Origin of the sequence: Flavobacterium sp. H122 (assembly GCF_004959765.1) — a bacterium.
GTDB lineage: Bacteria > Bacteroidota > Bacteroidia > Flavobacteriales > Flavobacteriaceae > Flavobacterium.
In genome coordinates, this window is sequence record NZ_SJZD01000008.1 from 129,611 (window position 1) to 148,791 (window position 19,181).

Consider the following 19,181-nt stretch of genomic DNA (forward strand, 5'->3'; position numbering starts at 1 on the left):
TTCAATAAAAAAAATCCCAAATTCCGGTCACTGAGCTTGTCGAAGTGCGGAATTTGGGATTTTGCTTTTCAAAAAATCAAACTTTTTTATGTTTTAATTTTTGAAATTTGTCATTTATTTAATGATGTGACTGTTTTCAATAATTTTTAAAATTGCATTTACAATATATTGAACTCCAATAGCAATTACAAAGAATCCAACAATTCTTGAAATAGCTACAATTCCGGCTTCTCCTAGATATTTTACTAAATAGTGGGCGCTGTTTAAAATAAGAAAAATAGATAGGGCTACGGCCAATATCGCTCCTATGGCAATTGAAATTGCTGTCAGAGTATTGTGTTCCTGATGAAAAGCAATTAATAATGAAATTGAACCAGGACCTGCTAACAAAGGCATGGCAAGCGGGGTTAAGGCAATAGCATGTTTTTGCTGTGCTTCGTCTTCAACTTTTTTATTTATCCCTTTGCGTTTTTTTACTCTTCCCGATAATAAACCAAAACCTGAATTGGCAATAATTATACCTCCGGCAATACGAAGAGCTTCCAGACTTATGTTGAAAAAACGCAAAACATATTCACCAATAAAATAAGCGACAACCATGATAATGAAAACATTTATGGCAGTCCACCTCGAGGTTTTTGTCAGCTCTTCCCGGTTGTAGCCATTAGTCAATCCAACAAATACTGGGATTGCTCCAATAGGGTTGAGAACAGAAAAAAGGGCCGCAAAAATGTAAAAAAATAGATCCATTTTTTAAATGTAAAATTAGGGAGTTAAAAAGGGTTTAATAGAACCGAAAGTTAAGATTCTTTTTCCAATAATTGATATTCTTTAAGGTTTTTAATAATGGTTTCTACTGTAGTTTCGGCTATTTTGTTGTTTAATACCACTTTGGCTCCAATCCATAATAATGTTCTTTGGAAAAAATTATCCCCGGCCAATTTCATAATAATGAACTGGGAACGTTTTTTAATGTTTTTCCTAAGCTCATTTACATATGACAGACTTATTGTTGGGTAATTTTTGTTGTTGGAAAATTGCGGCATGTACATTTTTTCCTGTTTAGGGGTAAAAATGGGGATAATTGGTAAGAACTTTTCATCTTCACCGGTAATAAAATTGTCAAGGTTTATATTTTCATATCCTTTTTTTATTATTGGATTTTTTGTATCAAAAGGTACGGTAAAGTGTTCTCTAAGGAACATCTCGCAATTGGCTCTGCCTAAAAAATAGTCATGAACTCTAAATTCTTTATTGATGAAACCGCTGAAACCGCTCAAAGCACCACAGGCTATTGCAGCATCACCTTCAAACCGGTTTCCTGTTTCATCATGTCTTACAGGTGCAATTAAGTAGTTACTGGCATTGTTACTGTCTAAAGCTGTGATTAAAGCCGAAGGTTTTAATCGGGCCTGATCAATTAAAGCTCCTAAAGTGTCAAAAATCCCATTGATAAAGTTTGCTTTTCTGATACCTGTGCTGGTTTGATTTTCTCCGTTAGGAAATGGGTCTATCGTAATAATAGTGCTTTCAAATGTGTCAAAGGATTCGTAAAGTTTGGGGTCTGATTGTCCTGTTTGTTCTACTAAAATCTTTCGGACATATTCAAAAGGCTCATTGTTTATAACGCCTCCGTCAATATTGTTGGTAGTTATTACCGGTTCTGTAAAAGGATTTTTAGCCTGACGCGTAATAGTACTGAACCAATCTAAATCATTCAAATATTTGTTTTCCCTTGAAAAATTACGGGATTTTAAAAAAACAGGAAAAGCTCCTGTACCCATAGCGGCGCTTTTTGCTAAATCGACATTCAGCTTGTTTTTGAAATCAAGCGGAATCCAGCCATCATTATTATATTGGCTTTCGTTGCTTTTTGAAACGTTAAAGCACGCATAATCATTATGTGAGGTTACTATGTAATTTTCCCCCTTTTGCGCATTGGACCGAAAGGCAATGTTGAAATCCATACCTCTTAAATTTGTTAAAGTGACAAATACCTTAACATTATTTGATATGAAGGGTCTTGGGAGTTCTGTTTTTGAATCAGAGGTTAAAATTTTGTTGGCTAATCTGTCAATAAAATTACTGTTCAATAAAGAATCACAGGCATTGTGGTCTTCGGTTTCAAGCAGCTTATTCATCATGTTGTTTTCTTCCATGTCAACCCATGCGTTATAAAGCTTGTTTTGTGAGAAATTATCCTTGATGTTGTTTATTTTGCTGACATGTGACCAGTCTTCATCAAGCATGGATGCCATGATTAAACCGGTTATGCCACCTGCGGAAGCACCTCCTATGGCTGAAATTTCAATTTGATGATTGGGGGTGTTTTCAGGGTCGCTTACTTTTCTTTTTTCCCATTCATGTAAAGCTTCCATTAAATAGTCTACCACTCCGGCACTGTAAGCTCCTGCAGAAACAGCTCCAGCCAGACAAAGGCCAATTTTAAAGGTCATTTTTTTAGTTTTTAGTAGTTTAATTTTTTTCTTAGAGTATTTATAAAATTAGTAATTTTATTAACTAATAGTAGTATTATGAAAACTTTAGTATTAGGAGCTTCTGCAAATCCGGAACGATATTCATTTATTGCCATGAGCAGGCTGCTGCAGTATGATCATGAGGTTGCAGCTATTGGATTGAGAAAAGAAACCGTGTTTGGTATTCAGTTTGAGACAGGATTTCCTGATTTGAAAGATATACATACCGTGACATTGTATCTTAATCCGCAACGCCAAAAAGAGTTTTATGACTATATTATTGGTTTAAAGCCAAAAAGAGTCATTTTTAATCCCGGTACAGAAAATCCTGAATTGTATAAATTGTTGGCCGAAAATAATATTGAAGCAGAAGTTGCCTGCACTCTGGTTTTGCTAAGTACGCACCAATATTAGTTTTTTGATAAATTTCTGAATTGAAAAATTAAAACCTTGTCTCTCCGGTTGCCGGCTTGCTGATAAACAATAAACCTATAAAAGTGATTAACCCGTTAATGATGATTAATTCTTCCGCAATGGTGTATCCGTTAAGCCATTCGGCAGAATAAGCGGAAATGAAATAACAAATAGCGGGAGAAATCAAACAGATAAAAGGAACCAGTTTATCATTTACAGTTTTAGATTTCATAAATAACCCAAAAGAATACAATCCTAATAATGGTCCATAAGTATAAGAAGCAATTTTGAAAATCATTTTCACTACAGAGGCATCATTTACAGCATTGAAAAACACAATAACTAAAAACATCAAAAACGAAAATCCGATATGAACTAAATGACGTGTTTTTACAATATTAGGATTATTCACATTTTCGCTTTTTTCCATTCCTAAAAAGTCAACACAAAAAGAAGTTGTCAAAGCAGTCAAAGCCGAATCTGTTGTAGCAAAAGTAGCAGCGGTTAACCCTAATAAGAATACAATAGCGGGGATTAAACCAAGTGATTTTAAAGCAATTTCAGGGAATAAGAAATCAGTTCTTGCAACATCATCAACCATAGGGACTGCAATTCCGTTTTTTTCCGCATACATATATAATAACGCACCTACACTCAAAAAGAAGATATTTATGATGACAAAAATTCCGGTGAAAGTGAACATATTTTTTTGTGCTTCGCCAATATTGGCACAACTCAAATTCTTCTGCATTAAATCCTGATCAAGACCCACCATGGCAATGGTTACGAAAATTCCGCCAAGAATTTGTTTCCAGAAATAATTTCCCTTTAAATAATCATCAAAAAAGAAAATCTTAGAATATTGACTTTCTTTAACTGTTTCAAAGGCTTGGAAAATACTTAAATCCAAACTGTTACAGATAAAGAAAATGGTTAAAAATACAGATGAAACCAAGAAGAATGTCTGCAATGTATCGGTGATAATAATTGTTTTTAATCCGCCTTTGTAAGTGTAAGCAAAAATTAATAAAAGCGATAAGAATACAGTTGCAGTAAATGGAACGCCATAATAATCAAAAACATATCGTTGTAATACAATTACAACCAGATATAATCTAAAAGCAGATCCGATAGTACGGCTGATCAGGAAAATTGAAGCGGCGGTTTTGTAACTTGTTTTGCCAAGGCGCTGTTCGATATAACCATAAATTGAAGTCAGATTCATCCGGTAGTACAACGGAAGCAGTACGGTCGCAACGATTATAAAACCAATTGCATTTCCTAATACAAACTGAAAATATTTAAATTGTAAGTCAGGATTGCCGACTTCGCCGGGAACTGAAATAAAAGTTACTCCTGAAAGTGCCGTACCAATCATCCCAAAAGCAACCAAATACCATTTTGAATTTTTATTGGCCTTAAAAAAAGCATCATTCCCGCTGTTGTTTTTACTCATTACATGAGAAATGAAAAATAAAATTCCGAAATAAATCACTATTAATGATAAAATGGCAAATGGTGTCATTGTTCTTGAAAATTTAGAAGTGGCAAAATACGAAAAATAAGTTTATTTGGTGATTTGGTGATTTGAAAAGAAAAATGTCAATTTTAAATTATTTCTGATTTTTAGTTTTGTTCTTTAGTTGAGAAATATTTTTTAAGTGATTATAACAGATTGAATAGTCAAATTACCGAATAAACAAATTAACAAAATCACTACTTTTGCCGTATGGATTTCTCTTCAAAATTATTGGAAAAAGCAGTTTCGGAAATGTCACAATTACCAGGGATTGGTAAACGTACAGCATTGCGTTTGGTTTTGCATTTGCTGAAACAGCCTAAGGAGCAGACAGCGTATCTGGCCGATGCATTGTTAAAAATGCGTGAGGATATAAAATTCTGCAAGTCCTGTTATAATATTTCAGATACCAATATTTGTGAGATATGTGCCAATCCCAACAGAAATCATCAGTTAATTTGTGTGGTTGAAGATATCCGCGATGTAATGGCGATTGAAAATACCGGGCAATTCAGGGGGATTTATCACGTTCTGGGAGGGAAGATTTCGCCTATCGACGGTATTGGTCCGAGCCAGTTAAATATTACCGGCTTGGTCGAAAAAACAAAAACGGGTAAAGTGCAGGAAATTATTTTTGCATTAAGTTCAACAATGGAAGGAGATACCACAAATTTCTACATTTATAAACAGATAAAAGACACAGGGATTATCACTTCTTCAATAGCGAGAGGAATTTCAGTAGGGGACGAACTCGAATATGCAGATGAAGTCACATTGGGCAGAAGTATTTTAAATCGTATTCCGTTTGAAAATTCTTTGAAAAATCTATAACAATTTAAAAATTTTTACGTTTCATAATTCCAAAATGAAGAACTATATTTGTTTTTCAGTAACCAAATTCAAAATGAACAAAATATATAGTTTTCTATGCATTTTCCTGATGCTTTTAGTAACTTCTTGTGTCCCTAAAAAAGATATAGTTTATTTACAGGGTGATAAAAATACAGCCACGGTGGAACAAGTAGTTCAAAAACCGTACAGAATACAGATAAATGATGTGGTTTCGATAAAAATTAAAGCACTGGATTCCAAACTGGTTGAAATGTTTAATATTTCAGCTTCACAGTCACAGGGTGTTTCTGCTGAAGGATTATATTTTGATGGCTATACTGTTGATGATCACGGAAATATAAGGATACCTGTTTTGGGTGAAATGCCGGTAATAGGTCTGACTTTGGACGAGCTTCGTCAAAAGGTTGAAAAACAATTATTGGCGGATTATTTTCATAAGGAAGCAGACATTTTTGTTATTGCAAAACTGGCAGGTCTGCGTTATACGGTTAATGGTGAAATAAGATCGCCCGGGACTAAAACGCTGATGCAGGACAAAGTGACCTTGCTGGAGGCCATAGCAAACAGTGGCGACATACTTATAACGGGTGACAGAAAAGATGTGATGATTATACGTCAGTTTCCCCATGGAACAGAAATACATAATGTTGATGTGACCAATATAGATTTGATGAAATCGCCCTATTATTACGTACAGCCTAATGATTACATTTATATAAAACCGATAAAACAAAAAAGCTGGGGAGTTGGAATTACCGGATTACAGTCATTTACAACGATAGTGAGTGTTTTATCCTTAGTTTTGACTACGTTTTTATTGATTAAAAAGTAACTGATAATGTTGGATATAAAAGATTTTAATTTTCTTGAATCTCAAAATACCTTTGATTTTAAGGGATTTATCAATAAAATAATTGGTTATTGGTACCTAATTGTAATCTGTTTGCTTATCACCTTTACAATAGCCTATCAGGTTAATATCAGGAAGCAAAAAATTTACGGTATTGCTACAACTGTAGCTTATAAAGAAGAAAGCAATCCTTTTTTTACTTCAAACACAAGTTTGGTATTTAACTGGGGAGGGACATCAGATCAGGTTCAGACATTAATCAGTACTTTAAAATCACGATCGCATAATGAAAAGGTAGTCAGGAATTTGCAGTATTATGTTGAGTATTTTCAGCAGGGAAAATACAATCTTGAAGATGTGTACGGCATGACTCCTTTTGTAGTGGAACCTAATGTGAATTATCCTCAATTAACCGGGAAGCATCTGGAAATTACTTTCCTTGATAAAGATATATTTTCATTAACAGTTAATTTTGAAGAAAATAAAGCCAGACTGTACAATTATTCTAATGATAAAGAGAGTTATGTATCTGTTCCGCTGGGAGTTTTTGTAAAAAAGTATAGAATAGGACAAAATATTGAATTGCCTTTTCTTAATTTAAAATTGAAACTGAGTGAAAATCCAGGATTTTATGAAGGAGGGAAGTATATAGTAAAATTTTCTGATTTTAATGGCACTGTTGCCAGATATCAGGGTGTTGATGTAGAAAGTGATGCTAAAGCATCGGCAATTTTAAGACTGAGCATGCAGGGTACAAATAAGCCCAGAATGGTGGATTATTTGAATGGAACAGTAAATTATCTGATGAAAAGTCAGCTTCAGGCTAAAAATCAATTTGCACAAAATACTATTGATTTTATAGATAGTACTCTGGTTGCAATGGAATCACAGTTAAAGGATACTGAAAATGAGCTGAAAGATTTCTCAAGAGGGAAAAATATTTTTGAAGTAGAGGTAGGAGGTGAAAAATATACCAGTCAGTTAACAGAATATGATGTTGAAAAAGATTTAATCAATAGAAAAATAGGCTATTATAATACTTTAAAAAATTATTTAATTAAAAATGACGATTTTTCCAAACTTCCTGCTCCTTCTGTGGCAGGAATAGATGATCCTAATATTGTTGCGAATGTTTCAAAATTAACACAGCTTTCAGCTGAAAGAGCTGAATTGTCATATACCTTGAAAAATGATAAAAAATTCAAGGATTTTGATGCCCAGATGGAAGCCCTTAAAAAAGTTTTGCTGGAAAATATTGAGTCGGTAAAAAGATCAATCAGTTATGATTTGGGTGCTGTAAACAGAAAAATAGGTCAGGCGGAATATGCAATTAGAAAACTTCCGGAACAACAGCAGGAATTAGTTAAAATCAACCGTAAGTATGATTTAAACAAAAATATTTACAATAGTTTTCTTGAGAAAAGAAGTGAAGCAGATATTGTTAAAGCCGCCAATCTTTCGGATATACAGTTTATTGATCCGGCCAAAGATATTGGGGGAGGCTTGATGGGGCCTAAAACAAGTGTGAATTATATTCTGGCATTGTTTATTGGTGTCCTGATTCCAATTGTGATTTTATTTATAATGACACTTTTGGATAATTCTGTAAATAATGTTGAAGATGTTACCCGACTGACAAATATTCCTTTGTTAGGTGTTTTAGGTGTTAAGCATGTAAAAACCAATCTGGCTGTTTTTGAAAAACCAAAATCGCCTCTGGCGGAAAGTTTCCGTGCAATCCGCTCTTCACTGCAGTTTTTATATAAAAAGCAGGAGCATACCGGGTCTAAAACTTTAATGGTAACGTCTTCTATCAGTGGTGAAGGGAAAACATTTTGTTCTATCAATATAGCATCAGTTTTTGCATTGAGTGAAAAGAAAACTGTTATTGTGGGATTGGATTTACGTAAACCAAAAATTTTCCAGGATTTTAACCTAGACAATAATGTCGGCGTTGTAAATTATTTAATAGGACAAAAATCTTTGGATGAAATTATTAGTAAAACACAAGTGCCGTTTCTGGATTTAATCAGTTCCGGACCTATACCGCCTAATCCATCAGAGCTTATTTTAAGCGATTCAATGGGGAAATTACTTGGCGAGCTGAAAGAAAAATATGATTACATTATTCTGGATACACCACCTATAGGGTTAGTTGCCGACGCATTGGAACTGACACCATATTGTGATGCTTCTATTTATGTTGTAAGACAGAGTGTTACTAAAAAAGAAATGCTTCGTATAGTAAATGATAAACATAAAAAAGGCGAGCTTAAAAATTTAAGTATCGTTTTTAACGGTTATCAAAATAAAGCAAAATACGGCTATGGTTATGGTTATGGCTACGGCTACGGTTATGGAGCTTATGGTGAAGGTTATCTGGAGGTTGAGAAGCCTTTAAATAATTGGCAAAAAATTATCAATAAAGTATTTAAAAAGCATGGTTGATTACGATAAAAAAATATTAATCACAGGGGGAGCGGGTTTTATAGGTTCTAATTTATGCGAGTATTTTTTATATAAAGGATACCGTGTAGTATGTTTGGATAATTTTGCAACCGGTCATAAGAAGAATATTGAACATTTGATAGGATTAGATAATTTTAGGCTTATTGATGGCGATATAAGGGATATTGAAGTTTGTAAAAATGCTGTTGAAGGAGTAGATTATATTTTACATCAGGCCGCTTTGGGATCAGTGCCCCGATCTTTAAAAGATCCTTTGACTTCAAATGAAGTGAATGTTAACGGTTTTTTAAATATGCTTTGGTCAGCAAAAGAGGCTGGTGTAAAAAGGTTTGTATATGCTGCCAGTTCTTCTACTTATGGTGATTCTGAAAATTTGCCTAAAGTGGAAGAAATTATAGGAAAACCATTGTCGCCATACGCAATCACAAAATATGTAAATGAGCTTTACGCAGAAATATTCGGTAAAACTTACGGAATGGAAACTATTGGTTTGAGGTACTTTAATGTATTCGGAAGAAAGCAGGATCCAAACGGTGCATATGCCGCTGTAATTCCGAAGTTTGTCATGCAGTTTATGAAGCATGAGAGCCCGGTTATAAATGGGGATGGCAATTATTCGAGAGATTTTACATACATAGATAATGTTATTCAAATGAATGAATTGGCAATGCTGACAGACAATCCTAAAGCTTTCAATTCGGTTTTTAATACTGCTTTTGGTGAAAGAACCACATTGAATGATTTGATATCTGTTTTGAAGACAGAATTGGCGAGTTTTGATCCTGAAATTGCTAATGTAGAAATTGAATACGGACCCAATAGGGCAGGAGATATACCACATTCTTTAGCAAGTATAGACAAAGCAAAAGGTGTATTAGGATATAAACCTCAATTTTCGCTTCGTGATGGACTTAAAGAAGCTGTTAAATGGTATTGGGGAAATTTAGAATTAAAAGATTAAAAATATAATGAAGATAGGTGTAATTGGACTTGGTTATGTAGGATTGCCATTAGCAAGATTGTTTGCAGAAAAATATAATGTTGTAGGATTTGATATTAATCAAACTAGAGTTGATGAATTAAATCAGGGAAATGACTTTACTCTTGAAGTGAGTAAAGAACTTTTAACGTCTGTTTTAAAAAAAGAAAATAACCAAAGCGTTGGTTTGTATTGTTCTACTTCGCTGGAAGATATAAAAGATTGTAATTACTACATTGTTACAGTTCCTACACCAGTTGACAAACATAACAAGCCGGATTTGACACCTTTGTATAAAGCTAGTGAAACAGTTGGTAAGGTTTTAAAAAAGAATGATATCGTTATTTACGAATCAACCGTTTATCCAGGTGCAACAGAAGAGGATTGTGTTCCTGTTTTAGAACGTGTAAGCGGATTAAAGTTTAATACCGATTTCTTTGCGGGTTATTCTCCAGAAAGAATTAATCCGGGTGATAAAGAACATACGGTTGAAAAAATATTGAAAATCACCTCTGGTTCCACAAAAGAAATAGGATTTAAGGTTGATACACTTTATAAATCTGTTATTACCGCAGGAACTCATCTTGCTCCAACAATCAAAGTGGCAGAAGCGGCTAAAGTAATTGAAAACTCACAAAGAGATATTAATATCGCATTCGTTAATGAATTGTCTAAGATATTTAATTTATTAGGTATTGATACACAGGATGTTCTTAAAGCAGCAGGTACAAAATGGAACTTTTTACCATTCAAACCGGGGCTTGTAGGAGGGCATTGTATTGGTGTAGATCCTTATTATCTGGCTCAAAAAGCACAGGAGAAAGGGTATCATCCTGAAATTATACTGGCAGGTAGGAAGCTTAACGATAGTATGGGAGAGTATGTTGCTTCACAGGTTGTTAAACTAATGATTAAAAAAGGAATCACTATAAGCGGAGCCCGTGTTCTTATGTTAGGTATTGCTTTTAAGGAGAATTGTCCGGATGTGAGAAATACTAAAATTGTTGATGTAATAGCAGCTTTAAAAGATTATGGTATTGAAGTAGTGGTTTATGATCCTTGGGTAAATACTGCTGAGGTTGAGCATGAATATAAATTAAAGGCAGAGACTGTATTACCTGAAGCATCTTTTGATGCTGTAGTGTTAGGAGTCGCACATAACGAATTTTTAAATATGGATTTTAAATCTTTACAAAAGGAGAAGTCCATTCTTTATGATGTTAAAGGAATTTTGAATGTTAATGTCGATGGAAAACTGTAAATTTGCCAGTTCTTAAGTTTATAAAATGAAAATTAAAAATATTTGCTGTATAGGTGCGGGTTATGTAGGTGGGCCTACAATGGCGGTAATTGCACAAAAATGCCCGGATGTAAAAGTAACTGTTGTTGATTTAAATGAGGCTAGAATAGCTGCATGGAATGATGAAGATGTGGCAAAGTTACCTGTTTACGAACCCGGTTTGGATGAAGTGGTAGCCGAAGCACGTGGAAGAAATCTGTTTTTTTCTACCGAAGTTGATAAGGCAATTGATGAGGCTGATATGATTTTTATTTCGGTTAACACGCCTACAAAAATGTATGGTGCCGGAAAGGGAATGGCCGCCGATTTAAAATATATTGAGCTTTGTGCCCGACAAATAGCAAGGGTTGCTAAAAACGATAAAATTGTTGTTGAAAAATCGACTTTGCCGGTACGTACTGCAGAAGCTTTAAAAAGTATTCTGGATAATACAGGTAATGGGGTTAATTTCCATATTTTGTCTAATCCTGAATTTTTGGCTGAAGGAACCGCTGTTCAGGATCTGCATAATCCAGACAGAGTGTTAATCGGTGGAGAGAATGAAGTAGCTATTCAATCTTTAGTTGATATTTATGCAACTTGGGTACCCCGCGAAAGGGTTTTAACTACAAATGTATGGTCTTCAGAATTATCAAAACTAACGGCTAATGCTTTTTTGGCACAACGCGTATCTTCTATCAACGCAATTTCGGAACTGTGTGAAAAAACAGGAGCCGATGTTAATGAAGTAGCCCGTGCCATAGGTATGGACAGCCGTATCGGACCTAAATTTTTAAAATCCTCTGTAGGTTTCGGAGGTTCATGTTTTCAAAAAGACATTCTAAATTTGGTTTATATCGCTAAATCGTATGGTTTGAACGAAGTGGCAGACTATTGGGAACAGGTTGTTATAATGAATAACCATCAGAAAAGCCGTTTTGCAAAAAATATTGTAAAAACACTTTATAATACTGTATCCGGTAAAAAAATTACAATGCTGGGCTGGGCATTTAAAAAAGACACTAATGATACCCGTGAATCAGCGGCTATAGATGTAGCGAAAGATTTAATTGCTGAAGAAGCTAAAATTTCAATATATGATCCAAAAGTGGAAACCAGCCAAATAAAAATGGATTTAGGTTCGTCTTTTGAATATATAACTGTGGAAAGTGATTCTTATGAAGCTTGTCAGGGAGCGCATGCCATAGCAGTTTTAACGGAATGGGATGAATTCAAAGAATATGACTGGCAGAAAATTTATGACAGTATGTTAAAACCTGCTTTTGTTTTTGACGGAAGAAATATTCTGGACAAACAAAAAATGAAAGAAATCGGTTTTGTTTATACTGCTGTAGGATCATCAAATGAATAATACTATGAAGAAAATATTAATTACAGGCGGTGCCGGCTTCATTGGTTCCCATGTAGTCAGACTTTTTGTAACAAAATATCCGGATTATCATATTTATAATTTGGATGCCTTGACGTATGCCGGTAATCTGGAGAATATAAAAGATATTCAAAGCGAGCCTAATTATACATTTTTGAAAGGAGATATAGTTGATGAGGTTTTTATTAATGATATTTTCGATAAATATAAATTTGACGGCGTATTGCATTTAGCAGCAGAGTCGCATGTTGACCGTTCAATAACTGACCCTTTGGCATTTGTTAAAACGAATATTATTGGTACTGTTAATTTATTGAATGCCTTTAAAAAGATTTGGAAAGACAATTTTGAAGGTAAGCGTTTCTATCATATTTCAACGGATGAGGTTTACGGTTCTCTTGGAGAAACAGGATTGTTTACAGAAACAACATCCTATGATCCTAATTCACCTTATTCGGCTTCAAAAGCAAGTTCCGACCACTTTGTAAGGGCTTATGGAGAGACTTATGGTTTACCATATGTGCTTACCAACTGTTCAAATAATTACGGGCCTTTTCATTTTCCGGAAAAATTAATCCCATTATTTATCAATAACATAATCAATAAAAAGCCACTTCCTGTTTATGGAGATGGAAACTATACCCGTGACTGGTTGTTTGTAAAAGATCATGCGGTTGCAATCGATTTGGTTTTTCATGAAGGGAAAAACCATGAAACGTATAATATTGGTGGGTTTAATGAATGGAAAAATATTGATTTAGTCCGTTTATTATGTGAAAAAATGGATCAAAAATTAGTCCGTGAAAAAGGGGAGTCAGCTCAATTGATCACTTTTGTAAAAGACAGACCAGGTCATGATTTGCGATATGCAATTGATGCCTCTAAAATCAATAAAGAATTAGGCTGGAAACCTTCAGTAACTTTTGAAGGAGGTTTGGAGCAAACCATCGACTGGTACTTAGCCAATACGGAATGGTTAAATAATGTTACTTCGGGTGAATATCAAAATTATTACGAAAAACAATATCAATAGACCGCTTAGACCTTAGATTTCTTAGAATGTCAGATTTCATTTCGATTTCTAAATCTAAAAAGTCTAAAATCTAAGAAGTCTAAAAATCTAAAAAATGAAAGGAATAATTTTAGCAGGAGGTTCGGGAACGCGTTTGCATCCACTAACTCAAGTAGTGTCAAAACAATTGTTGCCAATATATGATAAACCTATGATTTATTATCCGCTGTCTGTTTTGATGCTGGCGGGAATCAAAGAGATACTTATTATATCAACACCTCATGACTTACCAAACTTCAAACGATTATTTGGAGATGGGAGTCAGATTGGTTTAAAATTGTCATATGTCGAACAACCTTCTCCGGATGGTTTGGCACAGGCTTTTATTTTAGGTGAAGAATTCATTGGTGATGATGATGTATGTTTAATCCTTGGAGATAACATTTTCTATGGAGCCGGACTTCAGAATTTGTTGTCAAATGCGGCAGATATAGTTACAAATAAAAAAGAAGCAACAGTTTTTGGATATTATGTGGATGACCCGGAGCGCTATGGCGTTGCCGAATTTGATGATAATGGAAAAGTATTGTCAATTGAAGAAAAACCACTCGAACCTAAGTCAAGTTTTGCGGTTGTTGGTCTGTATTTTTATCCAAATTCAGTCGTAGAAATTGCTAAAAATGTGAAACCTTCCCACAGAGGCGAGTTGGAAATTACTACAGTAAACCAGGAATATTTAGAGCAGGGAAAATTAAACCTGCAATTAATGGGAAGAGGTTTTGCCTGGCTGGATACCGGCACTCATGAATCCTTAACGGAAGCTACCGAATTTGTAAAAGCGGTAGAAAAACGTACAGGACTTAAAATTGCCTGTATCGAAGAAGTTGCATATCGTAAAGGATTTATCTCAAAAGAAGAGTTTAAAAAATGTGCGGAAGGACTTGGTAAAAGTTCCTATGCAGAGTATTTGAAAAAATTAATGCTTTTATAAATGTTTGAAAATAAATATAATCCATTAGCTTGGATACGAGGACTTGAAAAAGGTAATGTAACTATTGAAGAGGATGTTTGGATAGGCCCTTTTTGCGTTGTTGATGGAGAATATGATAAAGTTTTTATTGGTAAAGGTGTTAATATTTCTTCAGGTGCACAAATTGTTTCACATGATACCGTAAAGAGATGTCTTACAAGTAGGGTTTTCAATGAAATAGAACACGCACCAGTTGTTATTGAAAATAATGTATACATAGGAACTAATGCTGTTGTATTGAAAGGTTGTAAAATTGGACATCATTCAATAATAGCAGCAGGTTCAGTTGTTAAAGCAAACACAATAATTCCTCCCTTTAGTTTAGTAGCGGGTATACCAGCTGAAATAAAAAAAAATATTGAAACTAATTATTTAAATTGGACTGCTGATGATAATACCATTTAACAAGCCCTATTTAACTGGGAAAGAAACGCACTATATTTATGATGCGGTTAATGCTGGAAAGCTTTCGGGTAATGGGAAATATACTAAATTATGCCAAGAGTATTTTGAAAGTAAATTTCAAATTAAAAAAGCTTTATTAACTACATCTTGTACTGATGCACTTGAAATGGCAGCGATTCTGATTGATATTCAACCAGGTGATGAGGTTATCATGCCATCCTATACATTTGTTAGTACAGCCAATGCATTTATATTGAGAGGGGCGAAAGTGATTTTTATCGATTCAAATTCTCAAAACCCCAATATGGATATAGATTTGATAGAATCATTTATCACGCCTAAAACTAAAGCAATAGTGCCTGTTCATTATGCTGGTGTAGCATGTGATATGGATAAATTGATGGCATTAGCTGACAAATATAATCTTTTTGTTGTAGAAGATGCCGCTCAGGCTGTTGATAGTTATTATAACGGCAAAGCTTTAGGGAGTATAGGTCATTTGGCAGCATTTAGTTTTCATGAAACAAAAAATATCATTGCCGGCGAAGGCGGATTATTAGCAGTAAATGATGATAGATTTGTTGAAAGGGCTGAGATTATTTGGGAAAAGGGGACAAACAGATCTTCTTTTTTTAGGGGGGAAGTAGATAAGTATGGTTGGGTTGATATTGGTTCTTCCTTTTTACCTGCTGAGACAATAGCAGCTTTTCTATGGGCGCAATTGGAAAATCTGGAAATGATTCAAGAGAGAAGAAAAGAGATTTGGTCACTGTATTATAGTTCTTTAAATAAGTTATGTGATGAGTTTAATATAGGTTTGCCTCATATTCCTGAATTTGCTTCAAACAATGCCCATATGTTTTATTTGGTAACTAATGATCTGGAAGAGCGTACAGGGTTGATCAATCATTTAAAACAAAGCGGCGTCTTGGCTGTGTTTCATTATTTAAGTTTGCATAAAAGTCCGTATTATTCTAATGAATATCCCGACGTCGCAGCTTATAACTTGGTGAATACAGATAATTTTGCCGATAGATTAATTCGTTTGCCTTTATATTTTGATTTGACAAATGAAAATGTAGAATTTATATGTGGTGAAATTACCAAATTTTATATTAAAAAATGAAATTATTAAAGTCCGGTTCTTCACTGGGAGTTTCCACTTTAGTTAAAGTTTTACTTGGAGCACTTGGAGTTAAAGTGATTGTGTATTTTATCGGAACCGCAGGTTTTGGCAAACTAGGACAATTCATGAGCTTTATGGTTATTATGAATACAATTGCAGGTGGCGGTATCACTAATGGAATCATCAGTAAAATTTCAACTTATCATGATGATCAAGAAAATAAAAATGAATATGTGACAGCAGGTTTTTGGATTGGATTTTTTTTCTCCCTGCTTTTAATGTCAGCCTGTTTTCTTTTTTCAAAAACCATATCTAATTTGTTGTTTAAAAGTGAGGAGTACTTTTATGTAATTTTATTAATAGGGTTGTTCCAGTACTTAAATATTTTTACAATAATAATTGGCGGATATTTGAATGGAATGCAAAAGAATATTCTATTCTCAAAAATTCAAATTATATCGTCAATTATTGGTATAATGGGTTTGCTTGGACTAGTATATTTTTGGGATCTCGTAGGCGCAATGTTTGGTTTGGTCTGGTTCGCAGTTTCACCAGGCATAATTATGCTTGTGTTTTATTTAATGAATTTAAGAAAGCATGTATATATAAATAAATTGAGTTTTGTTCAAAAAGCGAAAGTTAAAGAGCTCTTGAAATATTCATTTATGATGTTGGTTTCTTCTCTTTTGTTGCCAGCCACTCAAATTTTTATTAGAGATTTTATATATAAAAATTATGGATGGTCTGATGTAGGTATCTGGCAGGCAGCGACAAAACTTTCTGAGGCCGGATTGATGTTTTTAAATGTGGTAATGGTTAATTTTTATTTGCCGGAATTGGGGAGAACGATCGATAAGGTTGAGTTAAAAAAAATTATCTTTAAAGCTTATCAAATATTGGTTCCATTATTGTTATTATACATAGGAATAGTGTATTTATTTAGAGATTTATTGATTAAAATATTTTATAATGAAACTTTTTTAGAAGCTTCAGATTTGCTCTTGAGTCAGGCGATAGGGGATGCGTTTAAGGTTTTATCATTAGTTTTTGGTTTTTTTATAGTTTTAAAAGCTAAAATTAAGCTATATGTTTTTTTTGAAATTCTGTTGTTTATATTATTAGTGTCTCTTTCCTTTTTCTTAATTCCAATTTATGGATTGATTGGTGCGAATTATGCTCATATAATTACTTATTTGATCGTTTTTTCTATTGGTTTGTTGTTTTGGAAAAAAATTATTTAATCTTTAATTATGAAATTACTTTTTGTTTATAATTCATTTACTTTAGGAGGTATTGAGACCTTAATATTAAGGTTGTCAAAAGAGTTGAAGGAAGATAAACACGAAGTTTCTGTATTGTTCTTTTCTGAAAAAGATAATTTTAATTTTGATTTGCTGTCAGAATTATGTAAATACGCTAGTGTTTATTATTGGAATGATTTAATAACAATTCCTAAATATTTAAAAACCAAACATCCATTACTAAGACTTCAATTTAAAATTACAAATAAAGAATTACTTGAAAAAGTAATTCATGAAGTAGATTATATACATGCGCCTGATACTTATTCTTTGCTTTTTGCATTGAAAATCAATAGGTTTAATGTTAAAATCCCTGTTTCAACAGGTGTTTACCATATAAATGAATACTTGATTAATGATTTTGCAAACCATTATTTTGGAAAAAAAATTTTAGAAATACTTAAATTAATAGGCTCGAAGAATATTTTATTTTTTAATGAAATTTCAAGAGAAGTTTACGCAAAAGAAATAGATCCAAGTTTTGTTAGTTCAGTAGTAGCGCCTATTGGTGTGCAATTGTCAGATTATGAAGATGTTGTTTTAGGTAAGCGCAGTACTCGTGTTGTTTCCATTGGTAGATTGACAGCTTGGAAAACTTATAATTATTTTATGATTGAGGTGATACATGAGCTAAAAAAGTTGGGTTATAATTTTTTTTATCATTCTTATGGAAATGGAGAAAAACTTAACGAGTTAAAAGAAATTGTCCAAAAATACAATCTTGAAAAACAGGTTTTCTTTCATCCATCAGTAAATTACGATTTATTTAAGGAAACAATATCTGATTCTTTACTGTTTATAGGTGCAGGTACTGCACTTATAGAAGCAGCAGCAGCTGGTGTGCCAGCTTTAATAGGAATCGAAAATTGTGATGAAGCTGTTACCTTTGGATTTTTACAGGATACAAGTACTTATTCATATCAAGAAAAGCAACTGCCTTATAAAAAGACTAGGATTTTAGATAATATATTGAAATTGTATGAAGGAACGGATGAAGAGTATGCAAGGGTTTGTGAAGAATCAAAAACTAGAGCTAAAGATTTTGATATCCATAAAACAAAAGAATTGTTTTTGAAAATGCTGGAAAAGAATTTGGTTTGGCATGACAATTTTAAAATTAATAATTTTCTTTTTTTTATTTCAATAGTAAAACATTTCATAGTTTTGAAGTTTTTTAAAAATAAAAAAAGAAGTTTTTTTGATAGATTATAGATGATTAAAGTAACAATAGGAATCCCGGTTTATAATTCCGAAAAATACTTAAGAGATGCAATTCAATCGGTTCTTAATCAGACGTATGCTGATTTTGAGTTGATTCTTCTCAATGATGGTTCGACAGATAATTCACTGGATATTATAAAGGGTTTTGAAAAAAATGACTCAAGGGTAAGAGTTATTGATGATGGTGAAAATAAAGGTTTGATATTCAGGCTTAACCAATTGATTGGTCTTGCTGGAGGAAAATATTTTGCTCGTATGGATGCTGATGATATTATGTTTCCTGACAGAATTGAAAAACAACTGATGTTACTGGAGAAAAACCCGTATGCAGATGTTACTCACTCTGATGCCGTAAGTATAGATGATGAGAATAATATTTTAGGTTATAAAATGTCTTCTGTAATTAAAACAAGTAGGGATACATTAGATGAAAAAGTGCCTATTCATCCAACCGTTTTTGCTAAAACGAAATGGTTTAAAAAACATATGTATCTGGATGATTATGTAAGAGTTGAGGATTTTGAACTTTGGAATAGATCAATTAATGATTCATTATTTTTGAATATTACGGAGCCTCTGCTTTTTTACAGGGAGCTGAGTACTAATAACAGTAATAAATTTTTAATGTCACTTCCGGGTAAAAAGAAATTCGCTAAAGTATATGGTCTTTCATTTTCAGACCGGTTTAAAATTGTGTATCTGAATTATTTCAAATTCATATATTGCCGGATTTTAGAGATTTTCCGGTTAGATTATTTATCAGTTAGACATAGGTTCAAAGGAGTTGAACCGAAAAGAAAAGTCATTTATCAGGATATATTGAATAGCGTCAAGGCAGACAAATAAAAAATTGAATT

General features: G+C 33.4%; 17 protein-coding genes. 14 read left to right on the plus strand and 3 right to left on the minus strand.

What is annotated here, in order from left to right:
- Positions 1-114 precede the first annotated feature (114 nt).
- The gene (locus EZM65_RS12765) at positions 115-750 is read right to left on the minus strand and encodes a MarC family NAAT transporter (protein WP_136668941.1); all 636 of its coding nucleotides are present in this window, start codon (positions 748-750) and stop codon (positions 115-117) included.
- Between the two features lie 50 nt (positions 751-800).
- The gene (locus tag EZM65_RS12770) at positions 801-2,456 is read right to left on the minus strand and encodes a patatin-like phospholipase family protein (protein WP_136668942.1); all 1,656 of its coding nucleotides are present in this window, start codon (positions 2,454-2,456) and stop codon (positions 801-803) included.
- A 78-nt stretch (positions 2,457-2,534) separates the two neighbouring features.
- Between EZM65_RS12770 and EZM65_RS12775 the strand changes: the two genes are divergently transcribed.
- Positions 2,535-2,891, plus strand: coding sequence for a CoA-binding protein (locus tag EZM65_RS12775; RefSeq protein ID WP_136668943.1), 357 nt, complete (start codon positions 2,535-2,537; stop codon positions 2,889-2,891).
- A 28-nt stretch (positions 2,892-2,919) separates the two neighbouring features.
- Here the strand turns inward: EZM65_RS12775 and EZM65_RS12780 are convergent, their stop codons facing one another.
- Positions 2,920-4,416: a sodium:solute symporter gene (locus tag EZM65_RS12780; protein ID WP_136668944.1), complete on the minus strand. Its 1,497-nt coding sequence runs from the start codon at positions 4,414-4,416 to the stop codon at positions 2,920-2,922.
- A gap of 204 nt (positions 4,417-4,620) precedes the next feature.
- On the opposite strand from EZM65_RS12780, the gene recR reads away from it, so the two are divergent.
- The 13 genes from recR to EZM65_RS12845 all read left to right on the plus strand — a co-directional run bounded on the left by recR (position 4,621) and on the right by EZM65_RS12845 (position 19,170).
- A complete protein-coding gene (gene recR, locus EZM65_RS12785) occupies positions 4,621-5,241 on the plus strand; it encodes a recombination mediator RecR (RefSeq protein ID WP_136668945.1) in 621 nt (206 codons plus the stop codon).
- Between the two features lie 73 nt (positions 5,242-5,314).
- On the plus strand, positions 5,315-6,094 hold the full coding sequence (locus EZM65_RS12790) for a polysaccharide biosynthesis/export family protein (protein ID WP_136668989.1): 780 nt from the start codon (positions 5,315-5,317) through the stop codon (positions 6,092-6,094).
- Between the two features lie 6 nt (positions 6,095-6,100).
- Positions 6,101-8,560: a polysaccharide biosynthesis tyrosine autokinase gene (locus EZM65_RS12795; RefSeq protein ID WP_136668946.1), complete on the plus strand. Its 2,460-nt coding sequence runs from the start codon at positions 6,101-6,103 to the stop codon at positions 8,558-8,560.
- Entirely contained in the window at positions 8,553-9,542 is a 990-nt protein-coding gene (locus tag EZM65_RS12800) for an SDR family oxidoreductase (RefSeq protein ID WP_136668947.1), read from the plus strand. The genes EZM65_RS12795 and EZM65_RS12800 overlap by 8 nt, the downstream gene beginning before the upstream one ends.
- 7 nt (positions 9,543-9,549) lie before the next feature.
- Positions 9,550-10,821, plus strand: a complete 1,272-nt coding sequence (locus tag EZM65_RS12805; RefSeq protein WP_136668948.1) for a nucleotide sugar dehydrogenase — start codon at positions 9,550-9,552, stop codon at positions 10,819-10,821.
- Between the two features lie 25 nt (positions 10,822-10,846).
- The gene (locus EZM65_RS12810; protein WP_136668949.1) at positions 10,847-12,211 is read left to right on the plus strand and encodes a UDP-glucose 6-dehydrogenase; all 1,365 of its coding nucleotides are present in this window, start codon (positions 10,847-10,849) and stop codon (positions 12,209-12,211) included.
- A gap of 4 nt (positions 12,212-12,215) precedes the next feature.
- Positions 12,216-13,262 (plus strand): dTDP-glucose 4,6-dehydratase, encoded by a 1,047-nt coding sequence (gene rfbB, locus EZM65_RS12815; protein WP_136668950.1) that lies wholly within the window; start codon positions 12,216-12,218, stop codon positions 13,260-13,262.
- A 94-nt stretch (positions 13,263-13,356) separates the two neighbouring features.
- Entirely contained in the window at positions 13,357-14,232 is an 876-nt protein-coding gene (gene rfbA / locus EZM65_RS12820; RefSeq protein WP_136668951.1) for a glucose-1-phosphate thymidylyltransferase RfbA, read from the plus strand.
- The gene (locus EZM65_RS12825) at positions 14,233-14,676 is read left to right on the plus strand and encodes a DapH/DapD/GlmU-related protein (protein WP_136668952.1); all 444 of its coding nucleotides are present in this window, start codon (positions 14,233-14,235) and stop codon (positions 14,674-14,676) included. It begins immediately after the preceding gene.
- Positions 14,663-15,802 (plus strand): dTDP-4-amino-4,6-dideoxygalactose transaminase, encoded by a 1,140-nt coding sequence (rffA, locus tag EZM65_RS12830; protein ID WP_136668990.1) that lies wholly within the window; start codon positions 14,663-14,665, stop codon positions 15,800-15,802. The genes EZM65_RS12825 and rffA overlap by 14 nt, the downstream gene beginning before the upstream one ends.
- Positions 15,799-17,043 (plus strand): O-antigen translocase, encoded by a 1,245-nt coding sequence (locus EZM65_RS12835; RefSeq protein ID WP_136668953.1) that lies wholly within the window; start codon positions 15,799-15,801, stop codon positions 17,041-17,043. The genes rffA and EZM65_RS12835 overlap by 4 nt, the downstream gene beginning before the upstream one ends.
- Positions 17,044-17,052: 9 nt before the next feature.
- Positions 17,053-18,315, plus strand: coding sequence for a glycosyltransferase family 4 protein (locus tag EZM65_RS12840; protein WP_136668954.1), 1,263 nt, complete (start codon positions 17,053-17,055; stop codon positions 18,313-18,315).
- Positions 18,316-19,170: a glycosyltransferase family 2 protein gene (locus tag EZM65_RS12845; RefSeq protein WP_136668955.1), complete on the plus strand. Its 855-nt coding sequence runs from the start codon at positions 18,316-18,318 to the stop codon at positions 19,168-19,170.
- The last annotated feature ends 11 nt before the right edge of the window (positions 19,171-19,181 follow it).

Excerpts from the sequence above, each read along its gene's own strand:
- EZM65_RS12765 (WP_136668941.1), bottom strand. The coding sequence starts at position 750 with ATGGATCTATTTTTTTACATTTTTGCGGCCCTTTTTTCTGTTCTCAAC.
- EZM65_RS12770 (WP_136668942.1), bottom strand. The coding sequence starts at position 2,456 with ATGACCTTTAAAATTGGCCTTTGTCTGGCTGGAGCTGTTTCTGCAGGA.
- EZM65_RS12775 (WP_136668943.1), top strand. The coding sequence starts at position 2,535 with ATGAAAACTTTAGTATTAGGAGCTTCTGCAAATCCGGAACGATATTCA.
- EZM65_RS12780 (WP_136668944.1), bottom strand. The coding sequence starts at position 4,416 with ATGACACCATTTGCCATTTTATCATTAATAGTGATTTATTTCGGAATT.
- recR (WP_136668945.1), top strand. The coding sequence starts at position 4,621 with ATGGATTTCTCTTCAAAATTATTGGAAAAAGCAGTTTCGGAAATGTCA.
- EZM65_RS12790 (WP_136668989.1), top strand. The coding sequence starts at position 5,315 with ATGAACAAAATATATAGTTTTCTATGCATTTTCCTGATGCTTTTAGTA.
- EZM65_RS12795 (WP_136668946.1), top strand. The coding sequence starts at position 6,101 with ATGTTGGATATAAAAGATTTTAATTTTCTTGAATCTCAAAATACCTTT.
- EZM65_RS12800 (WP_136668947.1), top strand. The coding sequence starts at position 8,553 with ATGGTTGATTACGATAAAAAAATATTAATCACAGGGGGAGCGGGTTTT.
- EZM65_RS12805 (WP_136668948.1), top strand. The coding sequence starts at position 9,550 with ATGAAGATAGGTGTAATTGGACTTGGTTATGTAGGATTGCCATTAGCA.
- EZM65_RS12810 (WP_136668949.1), top strand. The coding sequence starts at position 10,847 with ATGAAAATTAAAAATATTTGCTGTATAGGTGCGGGTTATGTAGGTGGG.
- rfbB (WP_136668950.1), top strand. The coding sequence starts at position 12,216 with ATGAAGAAAATATTAATTACAGGCGGTGCCGGCTTCATTGGTTCCCAT.
- rfbA (WP_136668951.1), top strand. The coding sequence starts at position 13,357 with ATGAAAGGAATAATTTTAGCAGGAGGTTCGGGAACGCGTTTGCATCCA.
- EZM65_RS12825 (WP_136668952.1), top strand. The coding sequence starts at position 14,233 with ATGTTTGAAAATAAATATAATCCATTAGCTTGGATACGAGGACTTGAA.
- EZM65_RS12835 (WP_136668953.1), top strand. The coding sequence starts at position 15,799 with ATGAAATTATTAAAGTCCGGTTCTTCACTGGGAGTTTCCACTTTAGTT.
- EZM65_RS12840 (WP_136668954.1), top strand. The coding sequence starts at position 17,053 with ATGAAATTACTTTTTGTTTATAATTCATTTACTTTAGGAGGTATTGAG.
- EZM65_RS12845 (WP_136668955.1), top strand. The coding sequence starts at position 18,316 with ATGATTAAAGTAACAATAGGAATCCCGGTTTATAATTCCGAAAAATAC.